We start from the raw sequence: 18,225 nt of genomic DNA on the forward strand, positions 1-18,225 counted from the left end.
CACACGTGCCCACGTATCGGCAGCGGTTGAAGGAGATCACGGCCCAACGGGGCAACCTGTGCGTCGGCATCGACCCCCACCCCGGGGTGTTGCAGGCGTGGGGGCTGCCCGTGTCGGTGGCCGGCCTGGAGCAGTGCGCCCGGGGCGTGGTCGCGGCGCTCGGGGAGTCGGTGGCCGTGTTCAAGCCGCAGTCGGCTTTCTTCGAGGCGTACGGTTCGGCAGGCGTGGCCGTGCTGGAGCGTGTGCTGGCCGACATCCGCACCGCCGGGGCGCTCTCGATCGTGGACGCCAAGCGCGGCGACATCGGCTCCACCATGCGCGCCTACGCGCAGGCCTACCTGACCGACGACTCCCCGCTGGCCGGCGACGCGGTGACCCTGTCGCCCTACCTGGGGTTCGCCTCCCTCATGCCGGCGTTCGAGGCGGCGATCGCGTCCGACCGGGGTGTGTACGTGCTGGCCCGGACGTCGAACCCGGAGGGGGCCGGCGTCCAGCTCGCCCTGGGGCAGGAGGGGTCGGTGGTCCAGGAGATCATCGACGCCGCCAAGGCCCTCAACACCTCGGCTCGGACGCGCGCGATCGGCCTGGTGGTGGGCGGGACGCACGACTCGCTGGGGTGCGACGTCGGCGACTTCAACGGCTCGATCCTGGTGCCCGGCATCGGGGCGCAGGGCGGTGCCGTGGCGGACCTGCCCGACCTGTTCGGGCCGGCGTATGCAAACGTTTTGCCGATGGTGGGGCGCGGCATCCTCGGTGCCGGGCCCGACACGTCGGCGCTCGTGGCACGGGCGCGCGCCTTCGGGGCACAGTGATTGCTACCCTTTCGGGTACCCGCCCTTTCGGGTGGGATGCCAGAACAGCCCCAGAACGACCATGACGGAGCCCGACGTGTCCATTCCGCAGCTCACCACTGAACAACTCCAGGCTGCCCGTGCGGCCGCGACGCAGGCGCGCCGCGTCCGAGCGGACCTGAAGGCGAAGGTGCGCACCGGCGCCCTGTCGCTGTCCGAGGCGCTCGACGTCGCGGGCGGCGACGAGGTGCTCGCCCACGTCAAGGTCGTCGACCTGCTGAAGTCGCTGCCGCACGTGGGGGAGAAGCGTGCCGCGGCGGTCATGGAGCGGCTCGACATCGCGTCGAACCGTCGCGTCCGCGGGCTCGGCCGCCACCAGGTGGCCGGCCTGAAGGCCGAATTCAAGTGAGTTCCGGCATCACGGTCATCTCCGGGCCCGCCGGTGTGGGCAAGGGAACCGTGGTGTCACACCTCGTCGCCGCGCACCCCGAGATCTGGGTGTCGGTGTCGGCGACGACGCGCCCGCCGCGCCCCGGTGAGGTCGAGGGCCGCCACTACCACTTCGTCAGCGAGAGCGACTTCGATGCGCTCGTCGCCGGCGACGGCCTGCTCGAGTGGGCCGTCGTGCACGGCCGCCACCGCTACGGGACGCCGGCGGAGCCGGTGCGTCGCGCGGCGGACGCCGGCCGCGTCGTGGTGTTGGAGATCGACCTGGCCGGGGCCCGCCAGGTGCGCAAGGCGCTCCCGGAGGCGCGTTCGGTGTTCCTGGCTCCGCCGGACTGGGACACCCTGGTGGGGCGCCTCGCCGGCCGGGGCACGGAGACCAGCGAACAGGTGGAGCGCCGGTTGCAGACCGCCAAGGTGGAGTTGGACGCGGCCCAGGAGTTCGACCACGTGGTCGTCAACGACGATGTCGAGGGCACCGTCGGGCAGCTGGTAAGCTTGCTGGGCTTGTAGTCACAAGCCCCCCATCCCACATTTGCGAGAAGGTTGAATGAGCACGCATGTTCCCGAGGGGATCACGAATCCCCCGATCGATGAGCTCCTGACCAAGGTCGACTCCAAGTACCGCCTGGTGCTGTTCGCCGCCAAGCGCGCGCGGCAGATCAACGCGTACTACAGCCAGCTCGGTGAGGGCCTGCTGGAGAACGTTGGCCCGCTGGTCGACACCACCGTGCAGGAGAAGCCGCTGACGATCGCGCTGCGCGAGATCAACTCCGACCTGCTGGAGTGCGGCGACATCGACCCCGAGGCCGAGGCGCAGGCCCGCGCCGCGGCCGAGAGCGACCCCGAGTTCTCGTTCGACCCGTTCGACCCCGACGACCTGGCCTGAGCGCCGGCCGTCTGACGCCAGCGTGAGCCGCATCGTCCTCGGGGTCTCCGGGGGAATCGCCGCCTACAAGGCGTGCGAGGTGCTCCGTCGGCTGTCCGAGGGCGGCCACGAGGTCACGGTCGTGCCGACGCCGAACGCGCTGATGTTCGTGGGCGAGGCCACGTGGGCGGCCCTGTCGGGGCGTCCGGTGGCGACCGGGGTCTTCGAGCACGTCCACGAGGTGCCCCACGTGCGGCTGGGCCGGCAGGCCGAGCTGGTGGTCGTGGCGCCGGCGACCGCCGACCTGCTCGCGCGGGCGGCGTCCGGACGGGCCGACGACCTGCTGACGAACACCCTGCTCACCGCGTCCTGCCCGGTGCTCATGGTGCCGGCGATGCACACCGAGATGTGGCTGCACCCGGCGACCCGGGCCAACGTGGCGACGCTGCGGGAGCGGGGTGTCATCGTCATGAATCCGGCCGACGGACGCCTGACCGGCGCCGATTCCGGCCCGGGGCGGCTGCCCGAGCCGGTGGACATCGTCGCGGTGGCGACCTCGCTGCTGGACGACCCGGCCACGGTGGACGCCGTGCGGCGCCGCGACCTGGACGGCCGCCATGTGGTGGTCAGCGCCGGCGGCACCCACGAGGCTCTCGACCCCGTCCGCTTTCTCGGCAACGCCGCGAGCGGCTTGCAGGGCGTCGCCCTGGCGCGCGCCGCGGCGCTGCGCGGCGCGACGGTGACGCTGGTGGCCGCGCACGTCACCGCCGCGCTGCCCGCGGGGGTGCAGGTGCAGCGGGTGTCGTCGACCGCCGACCTGGCAGACACCATGACCGGCCTGGCCGGCGAGGCGGACGCCCTCGTCATGGCTGCCGCGCCGGCCGACTTCACCCCCGCGCGGCCGAGCGAGGGGAAGATCAAGAAGGACGGCGACGCCGGGCTGAGCATCGACCTGGTGCAGACCACCGACGTGCTCGCCACGCTGAGCCGTCACCGGCCGCGTCCGCAGACGATCGTGGGCTTCGCGGCGGAGACCGCGGCGTCGGCCGACGCGTTGGTCGCGCTCGGCCGCGCCAAGCTGGCGCGCAAGGGCTGCGACCTGCTCGTCTGCAACGACGTGAGCGGGGGCGCGGTGTTCGGCCGGGCGGAGAACAGCGTGGTCATCGTGTCCGCCGAGGGCGTCGTGGGCGAGGCCGCCGGCGACAAGTCCGTGATCGCCCACCGCATCTGGGACGCCGTCGTGGCGTCGGAGAAGGAGAAGGACCGTTGAGCCGTCTGTTCACGTCGGAATCGGTGACCGAAGGCCACCCCGACAAACTGGCCGACTCCGTGAGCGATGCCGTCCTCGACGCGCTGCTCGCCGACGACCCGCGGTCGCGGGTCGCGGTGGAGACGCTGGTGACGACGGGCACCGTGGTGGTCGCCGGTGAGGTGTCGACCGAGACGTACGCCGACATCGCGGGCATCGCGCGGCAGCGGATCCTGGCGACGGGTTACGACCACGCCGGGGCGTCATTCGACGGCAAGTCGTGCGGCGTGCTGGTGTCGCTGGGCAACCAGAGCCCCGACATCGCGCAGGGCGTCGACCGGGCGGAGGAGTCGCGCGACGGCACCGGGGTGGAGGATCTCGACCTGCAGGGTGCCGGTGACCAGGGCCTCATGTTCGGCTACGCGTGCACCGACACGCCGTCGCTGATGCCGCTGCCGATCGACATCGCCCACCGGCTGTCGGAGCGGCTCGCCCTCGTGCGTCGCGAGGGGATTCTGCCCTGGGTGCTGCCCGACGGCAAGACGCAGGTGACGATCGAGTACGACGGCGACCAGGCGGTGCGGGTGGACACGGTCGTCGTGTCGACCCAGCACACCGAGGACGCGTGGCGTGACGGCATCATCAAGTCGGCCCTCGTCGAGAATGTCGTGAACCCGGTGCTGGCCGACTACGCGATCGCCTCTGGTGACAAGAAGACGTTCGTCAACCCGACGGGCAAGTTCATCATCGGCGGCCCCATGGGCGACGCGGGGCTCACGGGCCGCAAGATCATCGTCGACACCTACGGCGGCATGGCCCGCCACGGGGGCGGGGCGTTCTCGGGCAAGGACCCGTCGAAGGTGGACCGCTCGGCGTCCTATGCGATGCGCTGGGTGGCGAAGAACGTGGTGGCCGCGGGGCTCGCCGAGCGGTGCGAGGTGCAGGTGGCCTATGCCATCGGCCGCGCCCACCCGGTGGGTTTCTACACGCAGTGCTTCGGCACCGAGCAGGTGCCGGTGGAGCAGATCAACGACGCCGTGCTGGCGACCTTCGACCTGCGCCCGGCCGCGATCATCCGGGACCTCGACCTGCTGCGGCCGATCTATTCGAAGACGACCAACTACGGCCACTTCGGCCGCGAGTTGCCCGAGTTCACCTGGGAGCGGACCGACCGCGCGGACGCCCTCGCCGCGGCCGTCCGGGGCTGAGCCCGCGGGCGGATCGGCGCCGGCGTCCGATTGTCGGAGTCTGAGCCTAGGATCGCGTGCATGCCCACCGAACCCGACCACCTGCGCATCGCGCGCGTGGCCGTGGACGTGCCGTTGGCCCACTTGGACCGTCCGTTCGACTATCTCGTGCCGGAGGCGATGGCCGCCGACGTGACGCCTGGCGTGCGGGTGCGCGTGAAGTTCGCCGGACGCCTGCGCGACGGCTGGGTGCTGGAGGTCGCCGACACCACCGAGGTGGACGCGAAGCTGGCGCCGTTGGAGCGGGTGACGTCACCGGAGCCGGTGCTGAGCCCGGCGGTGGCGGGGTTGGTGCGAGCCGTCGCCGACCACTGGGGCGGCACGTTCTCCGACGTCGTGCGGCTGGCCGTGCCGCCCCGGCACGCCGCCACCGAGAAGGCTGAGCCGCCGGAGCGTCCGCAACCCCGGTGGGAGGTGCTGCCGGGGGTGCTGGGTGGCTCGGCCGCGGGGGAGCGGTATCTCGCCGGGGTGCGGCGCGGCGAGCCGCTGCGCGCGGTGTGGAACCCGGTCGGCGTCTTCGGGGGGCCGGGGGACTGGGCCGGGGGGCTGACCGACGCGGTGGGGGCGGCGCTGGCGTCCGGGCGCGGCGTGATCGTCGTGGTGCCGGACGCCGACGCGTTGGCCCGGCTGTCGGCGCGGTTGACCGACGTGTTGGGGGCGGGGAGTTTCGCGACGCTGGCTGCGGACGCCGGCCCGGCGGCCCGGTACCGGAACTTCCTGGCGGTGGCGCGCGGGGATGTCCGGCTGGTGATCGGGACGCGCGCGGCCGTGTTCGCGCCGGTGCACGACCTGGGGCTGGTGGTGGTGTGGGACGAGGGCAACGACTCCTTGGCCGAGCCGCGCGCGCCCTACCCGCACGCCCGAGAGGTGGCCGTGCTGCGGGCGTCCCGGGAGCGGTGCGCGCTGTTGCTCGCGGGGTTCGGGCGGACGGCGGAGGTGCAGGCCCTCGTGGAGCGCGGCTGGCTGGTGCCGCTGGGGGTGCCGGCGCAGGAGGCGCGCCGGCTGGGCCCGGCGGTGCGCGTCGCCGCGGACACCGACCGTGCGCTGGAGCGCGATCCGGATGCCCACGCCGCCCGATTGCCGAGGGACGTGTTCGGCGTGATCCGTGCCGGGTTGGCGTCCGGACCCGTGCTGCTGCAGGTGCCGCGGGCGGGGTATGCCCCGGCGCTGGCGTGCCAGCGCTGCCGGACGCTGGCGCGGTGCCCGAACTGCTCCCAGCCGCTGCGGGGTGACCGGGCTCGGGACGGATTCGCGGTGGCGTGCGCGCTGTGCGGGCCACTGGAGGGGGTGTGGGCGTGCCCGGAGTGCGGTGACGGGCGGCTGCGGGCGCCACGGGTCGGGGTGACGCGGACGGCCGAAGAACTGGGCCGGGCGTTCCCGCAGGTGCGGGTGGTGACGTCGTGGTCGGGGCACCTGGTGGACGCGGTGGACGACGCCCCGGCGCTGGTGCTGGCGACACCGGGCGCCGAGCCGTTCCCGTCGGCGGGGTACGCGGCGGCGGTGCTGATGGACGCCGGGCTCATGCTGGGGCGTCCCGACCTGCGGGCCGCAGAGGAGGCGTTGCGGCGCTGGTTGGCGGTGTGCGCGCTGGTGCGGCCGGCGGCCGAGGGCGGCACCGTGACGGTGGTCGGGGAGCCGGAGGCCCGCGCCGTGCAGGCGCTGGTGCGCCTGGATCCGGCCGGGTTCGCCGAGCGCGAGCTTGCCGAGCGCTTTGAGACGCATTTTCCGCCCGCGGCGCGGTTGGTGACGCTGGACGGTCCGCAGGCCGCGCTCACCGACGCGGAGGCGGCATGGCGTCCGGTGACGGGGGTGGAGCATTTCGGCCCCGTGCCCTTGCCGGAGGACGACGCCTGGCGGCTGACGTTGCGGGCCCCGGTGGCCGAGGCGTCCGAGCTGGTTGGCGCCCTGAAGGGCTACCTGGCCGAGCGCTCGTCGCGCAAGGCCCCGGGGTCCGTCCGGCTCCGCGTCGATCCGGCGGCGATCGGCTGATCCGAGATCGGGTCAGCAGGGTGGTGGGCTCAGACCCAGAGGCGCGTGAAGGTGTCGTCCACCAACTCCTGGAACAACCCCAGCTCCCAGGCCACGTCGAGCGCGGTGTACCGGGAGCGGTAGTACATGGCGCGTGGGAACGTCGCCCGGACGTCGGCCGCCGTCAGGCCGATGTCCTCCGGACGCGACGGGGCTCCGGCGGCGGCCAGCATGCCGGCGAGTTCGGCGCTGGTCACGAGCTGGGTCCGGAGCCGCTCGCGCACCGAGGGCCAGTCATCCACCAGCGGGCGCAGCCGCGCCACCAGATCATCGCCGGTCACGTACTTGGCCCGCGTCTCCTTCACCGCATTGTCGGCCAGGGCCCCGGTGAACGTGTCGCGGATGTCGGCCTCGATCCGGTCCCACGGCGTCCGCGCTGCGGCGGCAGCCTCCAGATCGATGGCAGCGAAATCGCGCTCCACCAGCACCTCGTGGAACGCGCACATCGCCAGCGACCCGATACCCACCTTGAACCCGTGCGACAGCGGCGGGTCGAGGTCGGCGCCCAGGTGATCCAGCTCCCACAGGTGGCTGAAGTAGTGCTCCGCACCGGACGCCGGTCGCGTTCCGGCGTAGGCCTGCATCGCCAGACCCGAGAGCGCGAGCCCCTCGACCAGGCCGGCGAAGGCGTCCGGATCGCCGGCCGCCAGATCGCTCGGCCGGGCCAACGCCATGGCGACACCACCTTGCACCATGCCCCACACGGCGGTGTCGATGGGCTCCACCTCCGTGACGTCGGCGAGGATCCAGTCGGCGCCGCCGGGGATCTTCGCCGCCAGGTCCCCATACCCCGACGCCGTCAGGAAGCCCGGCGCGGCCGCCACCACGTCCAGATCCAGCACCGCCACCGCCGGAGCGGGGCAGGGCCGGGTGATCTTGACGCCGTCCGCCTCCATCGGCGCACCGAAACCGGTGTACCCGTCCATGGACGCCGCCGTGCCGACCACGGCGTAGGGCCGGCCGTGCTCGTGCGAGGCCAGCTTGCTCAGGTCGTTGAGCGTTCCCGCCCCGAGCGCGATCGCTGTGGCGTCCCCCAGCCGCTCGCCCACGGTGAGGCAGTTGTCGTAGGAGGCGTACAGCGCCGGGCGGCCCGGGAACACCAGGGGCTCGGCCAGCGCGCACCCTGCCGCGCGCAGCGAGGCGGTGAGCGCCTCGCCGGCGACGGCCCAGGTGTTCTCGTCGGCGACCACCACGTAGGGCCCCTGCCCGAGGACGTCGGCGATCCGGCGTCCCGCCTCCGTCAGGACGCCGCGGCCGACCACCACGTCCCGGGTGTCGGTCGCCCGCGCCAACGCAGCGTCCAGGGCGTCACTCATGACCGAACACCACCGTGACGCCGAGACCCAGCGCGGGTGTCTCGTCCACCCCCCCGAGGTGCAGGGCGCCGGGCAGGCGAGGAGACTCCTTGCCGTCGAACACCATCGTGACGTGCCCCAGGTCGGCCAGGTTCTTGCGGGCCACGGAGCCGACCGCGGTCAGCGTCCAGGCCTGGTCGCCGATCAGCACCTGCTGGCCGGCGACGAGATCCCCCTCCATCGCGGCGTTCTCGACGATGAAGCAGAACGGCCGCAACGCGTCGGGAACATCTGCTCCGAACGTCAGCGCGAGGCCCTCGTCGAGCGTGGCATCGGCGTCGTGACCGACCTCGATGACAGTCGTGACGTAGGCCATCGGCGGCTCCCTTCTCATCGGGGTCAGCCTAGCCAGTGGTGGGCCCGCGGCGGTGCGGCTGGCAGGCTGGTGCCCGAACGGAGGACCCATGCGACCCACCACCTTCTACGACGCCTACGTCTTCGACCTGGACGGCACGATCTACCTCGGTGACGAGCTGCTGCCCGGCGCGTCCGATCTGGTGCAGACGCTCCGGGAGCGGGGCAAGCTGGTCCGCTTCCTGTCGAACAACCCGACCCGCGATCCGGCGATGTACGCCGACAAGCTGGCCCGCTTGGGCCTGCCCACGCCGGTGGCCGACATCGCCAACACCCTCGTCACCACCACGCGGTGGCTCGGTGAGCACCACCCGGACGCCGTCCTGTTCGTCCTCGGCGAGGAGCCGCTGTGCCGGGCGCTGCGCGAGGCGGGCTTCCGGCTGTCGGAGGATCCGGCCGAGATCGACGTCGTCGTCGCGTCCTACGACCGCACGTTCGACTACCGCAAGCTCCAGATCGCATTCGACGCGCTGTGGTTCCATCGCCGGGCGGTGTTGATCCAGACGAACCCCGACCGGTTCTGCCCCTTTCCCGGCGGACGCGGCGAGCCCGATTGCGCGGCCATCACGGCCGCCATCGAGGCCTGCACCGGCGTCACCTGCGCGGTGAGCCTCGGCAAGCCGTCGCCGCTCATGCTCGCCGAGGCGCTCCGGGGCCACGACCTCGACCCGTCGCGCTGCCTCATGGTGGGCGATCGGCTGCACACCGACATCCAGATGGCGCTGGACGCCGGCATGGATTCCGCCCTCGTGCTCACCGGCGAGTCCACCCGCGACGACGTCGCGGCCCGGCCGCCCGACCAGCGCCCCACCTGGGTCGTGGAACGCATCGACCACCTGCTCCCGGAGGGGAGAACGAACCAGCGCAGCTAGGGTGGACGCCGTGCGTCTCGTCTTCGCCGGTACCCCGGCCGTCGCTGTGCCGTCGCTGGCGGCCCTCCTCGCCTCCGAACACGAGGTGGTCGCCGTCGTCACCCGGCCGGACGCCCCCCGCGGCCGGTCCCGCCGTCCCGTGCCCAGCGACGTCGCGCAATGGGCCGCCGATCAGGGATTGCCCGTGCTCAAGCCCGTGCATCCCAAGGATGCCGACTTCGTCGCCACGCTCCGCGACCTCGCGCCGGACGCCTGCCCCGTCGTCGCCTACGGCGCGCTCGTGCCGCAACACGTCCTCGACATCCCGGCCCACGGCTGGATCAACCTGCACTTCTCCCTGCTGCCCCGCTGGCGGGGCGCGGCCCCCGTGCAACGGGCCATCATGGCCGGCGACACCGTCACCGGTGCCACGACGTTCCGACTCGTGCGCGAGCTGGACGCCGGCCCCGTCCACCACACCCTCGAGCTTCCGCTGGCCGGCACGGAGACGGCCGGCGACGTGCTCGCCACCCTGGCCGATTCCGGGGCCCGCCTGCTGCTGCAGACCATCGACGCCCTCGGGGACGCCGAGCCGCGTCCGCAGGAAGACGCCGGCGTCACCGTCGCCCCCAAGCTGAGCGTCGAGGAGGCAGAGCTTGACTGGCGGCGTCCGGCCATCGATCTCGACCGGCTGATCCGCGGTTGCTCACCCGAGCCGATGGCCTGGACGACCCTGGACGGCCAGCGGTTCACCGTGGCGCTGGCTCGGCCCGTCGACGTCGGTGATCTCGCGCCGGGGGAGATCCGCGCCGAGAAGCGCCGCGTGCTCGCCGGCACCGGCGCGGGCGCGCTGGAGCTGCTCCGCGTCCAGCCCCAGGGCCGCAAGGAGATGGCCGGAGCCGACTGGGGCCGCGGCCTGCACGGATCCGGGCGCGGCTTCGACATCGCACCCGGTTCAGCGGGCCCGGCAGAAGCGAGGGCCTGATGCCGAACCGCACGTTGCGCCGCCGGCGTCCGGACGCCGCGCGCCGGGCCGCGTTCACCGCCCTCCGCGCAGTGAGCGAGGGCGCCTACGCCAACCTCGAGACCGCCAAGGTGCTGGGGGAGGCGCGCCTGCCGGTTCGCGACGCCGCCTTCGTCACCGAGCTGGTGTTCGGCACGTGCCGGCTGCAGGGAACCTACGACCGCATCCTCACCGCCGCCTCGGGACGCGACACCTTCGACCCCCCGCTGCGCGACGCCCTGCGCCTCGGCGCCCACCAGCTGCTCGGCATGCGCGTGCCGAGCCACGCCGCTCTCGCCGCGACGGTCGACCTTGCCGCGGCCGAGGTCGGCGAGCGCGTGGCGGGCCTGACCAACGCGGTGCTCCGCAAGGTCGCCGCCCGCGACCTGCCGGGGTGGATCGACCACCTCTCCGTGGGCCTCGACCCCCTGGACGCCCTCGCCCTGCGGACCCACCACCCCCGCTGGATCGTCGACGCCCACGTCGATCTCCTGGGGGAGGAGGCCGAGGCCGCGTTGGCCGCCAACAACGTCACCCCCGTGCCGCATCTCGTGGTGCGGCCCGGTCTGGCCCGGGTCGACGAACTCGACGGCGAGCCCACCACGTACTCACCCTTCGGCGCCCGCCGCGCCGGCAACCCCGCGGACGTCCCCGCCGTTCGCGAGGGCCGCGCCGGCGTCCAGGACGAGGGGAGCCAGTTGGTGGCGTGGGCGCTGGCCCAGGCGGACGCCCCCGCCGGCCCGTGGCTCGACCTGTGCGCCGGGCCGGGCGGCAAGGCGGCGCTGCTCACCGGCCTCGCCCGCGAGCGCGACGAGCTGCTGCTGGCCGCCGAGCGGCTCCCGCACCGCGCCCAGCTCGTCGCCCAGGCGCTGCGCGCCTACCCGGAGCCGAACGTGCCGGTGGTGCTCGCCGCCGACGGCACGCGGCCGGCGTGGCGTCCGGCCACCTTCGCCCGGGTGATCGCCGACGTCCCCTGCACCGGGCTCGGAGCGCTGCGCCGGCGCCCGGAGTCGCGGTGGCGGCGCAGCCCCGCCGACCTGGCTGATCTCGTTCCGCTGCAACGCGCCCTGCTCGGCTCGGCGCTGGACGCCGCCGCCCCCGGCGGTGTGGTGGCGTACGCGACCTGCTCGCCGCACCGAGCCGAGACCAGCGAGGTGGTCGCGGCGGTCACGGCGTCCCGGGAGGACGTGACGATTCTTGACGCCCCCGCCCTGCTGCCCGGTGTCGCCCACACCGCGTCGGGGCCGTTCGTGCAACTGTGGCCCCACCGGCACGGCACCGATGCGATGTTCCTGGCGATGCTGCGCAAGGACGCGCGCTGACGCTGGTGCCGCACGTCCGTCGGCGTCGACCCCGCCCGGGAGCGCCGCCGTCAGCTCACCTCGTCGCCCCGTCGGGTGCGGCGACACGGCCGCGCGACGAAAAGGCGGCACTCGATTTTGCACCACATCAGTGGGACTGATGTTGGTGGCCCGCTCGTGTGATCGAGTGCAGCCTTTTCGTCGCCGTTGCCTTGTATCTGGGGCGATTCGACCGGCACCAGCGTGCAAGGAGGCGTCCCGGACGCGCCCCACGACCCCATCACGTGGCGCACCTGGGGATCACGTGGCGCACCTCGGAGCCACCTGGCGCAGTGGAGCTCACGTGGCGGCCCGTCCAAGGCCCTCCACGTGAGCTCCACTGCGCCAGATGATCCCCAGGTGCGCCACGTGGGGGTGGCGTGCGCCGGGTGAGTCTGGGAGGGTGTCCCCACCACACCACAGGGCTCTGTGGCCACGGCACGGCAGCCTCGGACCAGCGATGACGGGACGGCACCCCGGGAGAAAGGCCACGGAAAGCGTCGATGCTCACCCTGCGGACTGAAACATGAGCGGAACACGGTCTGTCTAACGTTTCTCCACGGTCCGACGTCCGGCCCACGATTTCCTGAAAGGGGGTGCCCTCATGATCGACGAGATCATCGCCTGGCTCAACGAATCGCTTGGCTGGGTGCTCATTGTCACCCTGCTGACCGCCGGTGTGCTCTTCACCGTCCTCACCCGTGGCGTGCAGTTCCGCCACTTCGGCACGATGTGGCGCACGATCTTCTCCTCCCGTGGCAATGCCGGCCAGGGAGTTTCCAGCTTCCAGGCCTTCGCCATCTCGCTGGCCTCCCGCGTCGGCACCGGCAACATCGTCGGCGTCGCCGTCGCGCTGACCCTCGGCGGCCCGGGTGCCATCTTCTGGATGTGGGTCATGGCCCTGTTCGGCATGGCGACCGCGTTCATCGAGGCGACCCTGGCGCAGCTCTACAAGATCCGCCACGGGGAGGACCACACCTTCCGCGGCGGCCCGGCCTACTACATCCAGGCGGGCATGGGCGTTCGTTGGCTCGGCATCGTCTTCGCGGTGGCGCTCATCTTCACGTTCGGCTTCGCCTTCAACATGGTGCAGGCCAACACGATCGCCGGCGTGGTGCAGGGCACGTGGGGCATCGAGCCCCTCTGGACGGCCATCGTGCTCACCCTGCTGGCCGGCGTCATCATTTTCGGTGGCATCAAGTCGGTCGCCCGCGTCGCTGAGTTCCTCGCGCCGGGCATGGCGCTGGTGTACGTGCTGCTGGCCGTGGCCGTCCTCGTCGTCCGCGCCGGTGACATCCCCGAGGCCGTGGGCCAGATCTTCGCCGGGGCGTTCGGGCTGGACCAGGCGCTCGCCGGCACGGCCGGCGGCATCCTCGCCGCGCTGCTGAACGGCGTGCGCCGCGGCATGTTCTCCAACGAGGCCGGCATGGGCTCCGCACCCAACGCGGCGGCCACCGCCAACGCGTCCCACCCGGTGCAGCAGGGCCTCATCCAATCCGCGGGCGTGTTCGTCGACACGATCATCATCTGCACCGCGACCGCGCTGATGATCCTGCTGTCGGCACCGGACGTCTACACCCCCGGTGTCACGCAGCGCGACGTTTCGGCCACGTTGACGCAGACGGCGCTGGCGTCCGAGCTGGGCACGTGGGTCGCGCCGGTCATGGCCGTGCTGATTTTTGTGTTCGCTTTCAGCTCGGTGCTGGGCAACTACACCTACGCCGAGGTCAACCAGGACTTCATCGGCGGCGGCCGCGTGGCGAACTACGCGACGCGGGCCCTGGCCGTGGGCGCGGTGTTCTGGGGCGCGCTGCAGGAGCTCGGCACCGTGTGGTCGCTGGCCGACGTCGCCATGTCCGTCATGGCCGTCATCAACCTGACCGCGCTCGCCTTCCTGGGCGTGCGCGCCGTCGAGGCGCTGAAGGACTTCGACGCCCAGAAGGGTCTTCCCCCGATGGAGCGCACGCTGGTCATCGAACCGGGCAGCAAGCTGGACAAGGCGGTCCCCGGTGACATGTGGCGCGAGGCGTCGCCCACCAGGGTGACCTCCTGACCCGCGGCGATCGCTAGGCTGCTCGGGTGGCCAATCGCATCCACCCGAGCATCCTCAACGCCAACCTCGCCGGCATCGACGGCGAGCTGGCGCGCATCCCGAGCGCCCACGGCATCCACGTGGACGTCATGGACAACCACTTCGTGCCCAACCTCACCCTCGGGCTACCCGTCGTGGAGAGCATCCGGGCCAACCACCCGGAGCTCTTCCTCGACATCCACCTCATGATCGAAGAGGCCGACCGGTGGGCCCCGGGTTACGCCGAGGCGGGGTGTGAGTCGGTCACGTTCCACCTCGAGGCGTCGGCGGCGCCGATCCGGACGGCCCGGCAGATCCGGCAGCTGGGGTCGCGCGCGGCCATCGCGCTGCGTCCGCAGACCCCGGTCGAGCCGCTGGCCGATCTGCTCACCGAGTTCGACATGGTGCTCGTCATGACCGTCGACCCCGGCTTCGGCGGCCAGTCGTTCCTCGACAACCAACTCGGCAAGATCCGCCGCACGCGCGACCTGGTGCGGGCGTCCGGGCAGGAGATCTGGATCCAGGTGGACGGCGGCGTGTCCGAGTCCACCATCGAGCGGTGCGTGGACGCCGGCGCCGACGTGTTCGTCGCCGGCTCCGCCGTCTTCCGCGCCGACGACCCGGACGCCATGGTGCGTCACCTCACCGAGATCGCGGACGCCCGGTGCGCAGCCCACTGAGCCGGCGGCGCGACGCCGCAGCGGACGCGTCCGGCGTCGCCCGCAGCCGGGAGCCGCTCCGCACGCCCACCCCGCCGGGGGAGGGCCCCACCTATCGCCACCTCGGCCAACTGGTCGGCTTCGTGATGCGCCTCGGTACGCGCGAGGTGTGGGACGACGCGGCCGCGCTGCCGCCCCAGGGCGAGGGCGTCCTCGTCGTGGCCAACCATGTCAGCTATCTCGACGTGCTGGCCGTCGGCCGCTACCTGATCTGGTCGGGCCGCTGGCCGCGCTACCTCGGCAAGGCTGAGCTGTGGAACGTATGGCCCATCGGCTGGCTCGGACGCCGCTGCCGGCAGATCCCGATCGACCGCTACACCTCGCGCGCCAAGGACGGCCTCGCGAACGCGCGCGCCGCGCTGGAGGCGGGGGAGTGCGTCGCGATCTATCCCGAGGGCGGGCGCACGCGCGATCCCGAGCTGTGGCCCCAGCGGGGCCGCACCGGCGTGGCGCGCCTGGCGCTCGCGACCGGCGTCCCCGTGATCCCGGTCGGCCACTGGGGCACCCATGAGGTCATGCCCGGACGCCGGCTCACCGTGCCGCGCATCGTCCCGAAGCGCAAGGTCCGCGTCGTGATGGGCGATCCGGTTCCGCTCGACGACCTCATCGGACGCCAGGACGATGCCGCCGCCCTGCGCGAGGCCACCGACCGCATCATGGAGGCGATCACGGCGCTCGTAGAGGATCTGCGCCGTGAGGTCCGCCCCGCCGCCGGTGTCTGGGATGGCACCAAAGGCCGCCGGCACTCTCCGTCCTGACGCCGGGTGACATGCCCCCCTCGAGGCGCGCGGCCACGTCACTTGGCGCTCAGGCGATTCTCTCCGAATCCAGCCGGTCCAGGATCCATGAGCGCACCAGCGTTGAGGCGGGCAGGTGCCGCGCCTCGGCGACCGCCTCGACCCGGGCCTGCTCATGCGAACTGAGGCGGACCGAGTAAACCCTGCTGGACACCCGACTGCCGCTTCGCCGACTACAACCGCAGTGCGGCAGATGCGCGCGTTCGGCAGCGCGGGCGGGAGGTCGCGCGCGAAGATGGCGTCGTGATGGGTACCACGGGCTGAGAGTGGTCGGCGTCGGATGCCTCCCACTGCTGTCCCTCATTCCGCGCGGGGCGGGGACGTACCGACTACCTCTTGGCCACTACGACCAGGCAGTGAAGGTCTGCCTGCGCGGTTAGGAAGCCACCGCGGGGGAGGTTTGGTATCCCCGATCTCCGGGGATGCAAGCTTGGTCGGATTGGGAGGGCAGGGGACTGCATCCTCTAGGCTAAGCCTTCGCCTGCTCACCCGCCGCGCCAGCTGACTCAAGGCTGATCGAGCGGCGCCGGGGTGGCGCCAGCATCTGACCATCGGCGGATGGCAACTTCGAGATCGTCGCCACTCCCCGCAAGCACGACGTGGAAGGGTACTGCCGGGCGATCCCACCACTCACCGAGCTCGACTGGTCGGGCCCAGCCATGCGCCGCCGACTTGAGCGAGGACGCGAACCACTCCAAGCAACCAGCTCTCTCGTCGGCGAGCACTTGGTCGGGCTCGGTGATGAGCACGACGTAACCGGCACCAGCGGGTAAGGTCCCCAAGTCCGCGATGCACTCATCGAAGGCATCCCCGTTCTCGCCGAAGTACAGCGGGAACTGGAGGGCGGATGCGAACTCATCGAAGACGCCAGCACGCTTGCGCATCTTGCGGCCACGTACGATGCGCGCGGTCAAACCGGAATCGACCCAGCGCATCACCGCCGAGCCGACGACTTGAGCGTCGCCCTCCATCGGCAACGGGTGAAACTCGTCATCGACCGTCATCAGGGCAAGTGCATCGATCATCCTGTTGGACCTCGGAACTTCAGGCGCCAGTCGTGGTGATTGCCACAATAGTGGGCAGACCTGTCGTCGCCGACGACACGCCCCACACGGGCATTCACCTACCTCAGGCTGCCCGCGCACCCGTCCGTATGCCGACGGCCATGCCCGTACCACTCGTCGACCATGACTTGGTCGCTTGGACCATGACCCAGCCCTCTCGCCTCTGAGTCTCCTCGCGCCCGCTCATCGGCATCTGCGAACATCCGACTTTCGGCATGACAGTGCGCTCAGCGATCCGTCGACGCAGCCCACGTACACCTTCGACCGGTTCGGGCGGTCCGGCGTCGAACCGCCGGATAGTCGTGCTCGCGGCTGGCTTCGGACTCCTCCCGCAGACGAGCAGCAAGGTCACCATCCATCGTCTTCGCCCTGATTGGTCTCCTCTCGACACAGCGGTTCGTCTGCGCCGGTGGCCGGCCAGGCATTGGTCAGGTGGAGATCTCCGTCCCCGTCGCGGGGGGCGATCACCGTCAACACCCGCCCTATCGTGGCTGAGTAGCCGATGAAGCAAATAGCCCTCATCCGCGACTTGGGATCTGGCTCCAGCGACGCCAGTCGGGATCGTCCAGCACTTCCTGGGTCCACTCGGGTTCCATACCTCAGTGCTCTATGCTGCGCACCTGAGGAAGGAACGTTCATGACGAGTGAAGCTGGGTACCCGTGGTCGTCGTTCACCGTGGACCCTCACGTCCATCCGACAGTCAGGGCCGGTGACATTGATCGAGATGCCGCCGCGCAGATCTTGGCGGCCGCGTTCGCCGAGGGTCGCCTCGATCACGACGAGTACGATCAGCGACTCACCGCCGTGATGGCAGCCAAGACGGTGGGTGAGTTCTTGCCCCTGCTCGACGACGTCGCGGTCCTCAGCCACCCGCCTCACCGTTCTCCTCGCCGCAACCTTGGGCTCCGGCCGTCAACTGTCCGAGGGCGTGCCATCGCAGCTTGGGTCGCCGCGGCGGTGGTCTTCAACGTGCTGTGGACCGCAAGCTGGTTCGGCCAAGGCACACCCACCGCAGTCGAGTACTGGCCACTGTGGGCCATGCTGCTCACTGCAATTCCCGCAGCATGGATCGGCACCCAAGGTGGCCAGATCGAATCCGGTCGGTCCCGTCCCACACCCAAGCCGCTCCCAGGGCTGACTTCCAATCACCCGGGACAAGCAATCCTCTGAAGCCGTACGGGTTGGGCCGTGGCCCGTGGCTTCTCTCGGTGGCCGAACGTCCGGGGGCGTCCCCGTGACGGCTCAGCGTTCCCGACGCCGCAGGTAGCGCTCGAACTGCAGCGCGATCTCGTCGCCGGTGGCCTCGGCGGTGTCGTAGCGCTCCTCGAGATCGGTGACGTACTCGGCGATGTCCGGGTCCTCGGCCACGAGCTCGTTGACCCGGCCCTCCCAGACCGTCGCGTGCTCGGGCAGGTCGCCCAGCTCGATCGTCTGGTCGATGAGGTCCTCGACCCGGCTGAGCAGCGCGACGGTGGCCTTCGGGTTCGGCGGGTCGGAGACGTAGTGTGGCACGGACGCCCACAGCGACGTCACGTCGAACCCGGCGTCGCGGCAGGCGCTCGCGAAGATGCCGACGATGCCGGTGGGCCCCTCGTAGTCGGTGCCGTTCTCCGAGACCGGCGTGGGACGCGAGTGGGGGGCGTCCGCCAGCATGGCCCCCATCGCGATCACGCGCTCGGGGTTGACCGAGCGCACCAGCGACACCAACGAGGAGCAGAACGCCTTCCACCGGAAGTTTGGCTCGGGCCCGTTGATCAGCACGAGGTCGCGCTCCTCCAGGTGCACGACGAGCACCTCGGTGGTCGCCCACTGCAGGGTGCGCTCGCCGCTCTCGTCGCGGACGAGCACGGGCCGGGTCTCGGTGAAGTCGTAGTGGTCCTCCGGGTCGAGCGCGAACGCCAGCTCGGTGTCGCCCAGGCCCGACAGGTGGTCGACGGCACCGGTCGCAGCGTCGCCGGCGTCGTTCCAGCCGCTGAAGGCGGCGAGCACCACGGGGCGGCGGAGGTGTCGGAGGTCAACCGGAACCATGCGCGCCACTCTATC

At 71.7% G+C, this 18,225-nt stretch carries 18 protein-coding genes; 14 read left to right on the top strand and 4 right to left on the bottom strand.

What is annotated here, in order from left to right; all coding sequences use genetic code 11:
- The first annotated feature begins 5 nt into the window (after window positions 1-5).
- From pyrF to IFY26_RS04955, 7 genes are all read left to right on the top strand, one after another.
- A complete protein-coding gene (pyrF, locus tag IFY26_RS04925; protein ID WP_232547871.1) occupies window positions 6-812 on the top strand; it encodes an orotidine-5'-phosphate decarboxylase in 807 nt (268 codons plus the stop codon).
- 76 nt (window positions 813-888) lie between these two features.
- Window positions 889-1,200 carry an integration host factor, actinobacterial type gene (gene mihF / locus IFY26_RS04930; protein ID WP_232547872.1) on the top strand — a complete coding sequence of 104 codons (312 nt, stop codon included), beginning with the start codon at window positions 889-891 and terminating at the stop codon, window positions 1,198-1,200.
- Complete coding sequence (gene gmk, locus IFY26_RS04935) at window positions 1,191-1,748, top strand: guanylate kinase (protein WP_416046556.1); 558 nt, start codon at window positions 1,191-1,193, stop codon at window positions 1,746-1,748. Before mihF ends, gmk begins: the two co-directional genes overlap by 10 nt.
- Window positions 1,749-1,785: 37 nt before the next feature.
- Window positions 1,786-2,124 carry a DNA-directed RNA polymerase subunit omega gene (gene rpoZ / locus IFY26_RS04940; RefSeq protein WP_269779066.1) on the top strand — a complete coding sequence of 113 codons (339 nt, stop codon included), beginning with the start codon at window positions 1,786-1,788 and terminating at the stop codon, window positions 2,122-2,124.
- 22 nt (window positions 2,125-2,146) lie between these two features.
- The gene (gene coaBC / locus IFY26_RS04945; protein WP_232547874.1) at window positions 2,147-3,373 is read left to right on the top strand and encodes a bifunctional phosphopantothenoylcysteine decarboxylase/phosphopantothenate--cysteine ligase CoaBC; all 1,227 of its coding nucleotides are present in this window, start codon (window positions 2,147-2,149) and stop codon (window positions 3,371-3,373) included.
- Window positions 3,370-4,560, top strand: a complete 1,191-nt coding sequence (gene metK / locus IFY26_RS04950) for a methionine adenosyltransferase (protein ID WP_232547875.1) — start codon at window positions 3,370-3,372, stop codon at window positions 4,558-4,560. The genes coaBC and metK overlap by 4 nt, the downstream gene beginning before the upstream one ends.
- Window positions 4,561-4,620: 60 nt before the next feature.
- Window positions 4,621-6,588, top strand: a complete 1,968-nt coding sequence (locus tag IFY26_RS04955; RefSeq protein ID WP_232547876.1) for a primosomal protein N' — start codon at window positions 4,621-4,623, stop codon at window positions 6,586-6,588.
- 29 nt (window positions 6,589-6,617) lie between these two features.
- Here IFY26_RS04955 and IFY26_RS04960 read toward each other — a convergent pair whose 3' ends face one another.
- Both IFY26_RS04960 and IFY26_RS04965 read right to left on the bottom strand, forming a co-directional pair.
- Window positions 6,618-7,943 carry a sn-glycerol-1-phosphate dehydrogenase gene (locus IFY26_RS04960; RefSeq protein ID WP_232547877.1) on the bottom strand — a complete coding sequence of 442 codons (1,326 nt, stop codon included), beginning with the start codon at window positions 7,941-7,943 and terminating at the stop codon, window positions 6,618-6,620.
- Window positions 7,936-8,316 (bottom strand): PTS glucitol/sorbitol transporter subunit IIA, encoded by a 381-nt coding sequence (locus IFY26_RS04965; protein ID WP_232547878.1) that lies wholly within the window; start codon window positions 8,314-8,316, stop codon window positions 7,936-7,938. Before IFY26_RS04965 ends, IFY26_RS04960 begins: the two co-directional genes overlap by 8 nt.
- 70 nt (window positions 8,317-8,386) lie before the next feature.
- Between IFY26_RS04965 and IFY26_RS04970 the strand changes: the two genes are divergently transcribed.
- The 6 genes from IFY26_RS04970 to IFY26_RS04995 all read left to right on the top strand — a co-directional run bounded on the left by IFY26_RS04970 (window position 8,387) and on the right by IFY26_RS04995 (window position 15,078).
- Window positions 8,387-9,208 carry an HAD-IIA family hydrolase gene (locus IFY26_RS04970; protein WP_232547879.1) on the top strand — a complete coding sequence of 274 codons (822 nt, stop codon included), beginning with the start codon at window positions 8,387-8,389 and terminating at the stop codon, window positions 9,206-9,208.
- Window positions 9,209-9,218: 10 nt separating this feature from the next.
- A complete protein-coding gene (gene fmt / locus IFY26_RS04975; protein ID WP_232547880.1) occupies window positions 9,219-10,172 on the top strand; it encodes a methionyl-tRNA formyltransferase in 954 nt (317 codons plus the stop codon).
- The gene (locus IFY26_RS04980) at window positions 10,172-11,512 is read left to right on the top strand and encodes an RsmB/NOP family class I SAM-dependent RNA methyltransferase (RefSeq protein ID WP_232547881.1); all 1,341 of its coding nucleotides are present in this window, start codon (window positions 10,172-10,174) and stop codon (window positions 11,510-11,512) included. Before fmt ends, IFY26_RS04980 begins: the two co-directional genes overlap by 1 nt.
- 622 nt (window positions 11,513-12,134) lie before the next feature.
- Window positions 12,135-13,583, top strand: coding sequence for an alanine/glycine:cation symporter family protein (locus IFY26_RS04985; RefSeq protein ID WP_232547882.1), 1,449 nt, complete (start codon window positions 12,135-12,137; stop codon window positions 13,581-13,583).
- Between the two features lie 26 nt (window positions 13,584-13,609).
- Window positions 13,610-14,281 carry a ribulose-phosphate 3-epimerase gene (gene rpe, locus IFY26_RS04990; protein ID WP_232547883.1) on the top strand — a complete coding sequence of 224 codons (672 nt, stop codon included), beginning with the start codon at window positions 13,610-13,612 and terminating at the stop codon, window positions 14,279-14,281.
- Complete coding sequence (locus tag IFY26_RS04995; RefSeq protein ID WP_232547884.1) at window positions 14,266-15,078, top strand: lysophospholipid acyltransferase family protein; 813 nt, start codon at window positions 14,266-14,268, stop codon at window positions 15,076-15,078. Before rpe ends, IFY26_RS04995 begins: the two co-directional genes overlap by 16 nt.
- 545 nt (window positions 15,079-15,623) lie before the next feature.
- Here the strand turns inward: IFY26_RS04995 and IFY26_RS05000 are convergent.
- Window positions 15,624-16,142, bottom strand: coding sequence for a barstar family protein (locus IFY26_RS05000; protein ID WP_232547885.1), 519 nt, complete (start codon window positions 16,140-16,142; stop codon window positions 15,624-15,626).
- A 676-nt stretch (window positions 16,143-16,818) separates the two neighbouring features.
- Here IFY26_RS05000 and IFY26_RS05005 point away from each other — a divergent pair.
- A complete protein-coding gene (locus IFY26_RS05005) occupies window positions 16,819-17,352 on the top strand; it encodes a DUF1707 SHOCT-like domain-containing protein (RefSeq protein ID WP_232547886.1) in 534 nt (177 codons plus the stop codon).
- A 72-nt stretch (window positions 17,353-17,424) separates the two neighbouring features.
- On the opposite strand, the gene IFY26_RS05010 is transcribed toward IFY26_RS05005, so the two are convergent.
- Window positions 17,425-18,210: a PAC2 family protein gene (locus tag IFY26_RS05010; protein ID WP_232547887.1), complete on the bottom strand. Its 786-nt coding sequence runs from the start codon at window positions 18,208-18,210 to the stop codon at window positions 17,425-17,427.
- Window positions 18,211-18,225: the final 15 nt, after the last annotated feature.

Source organism: Propioniciclava soli (assembly GCF_014858005.1).
Classification (GTDB): Bacteria; Actinomycetota; Actinomycetes; order Propionibacteriales; family Propionibacteriaceae; genus Propioniciclava; species Propioniciclava soli.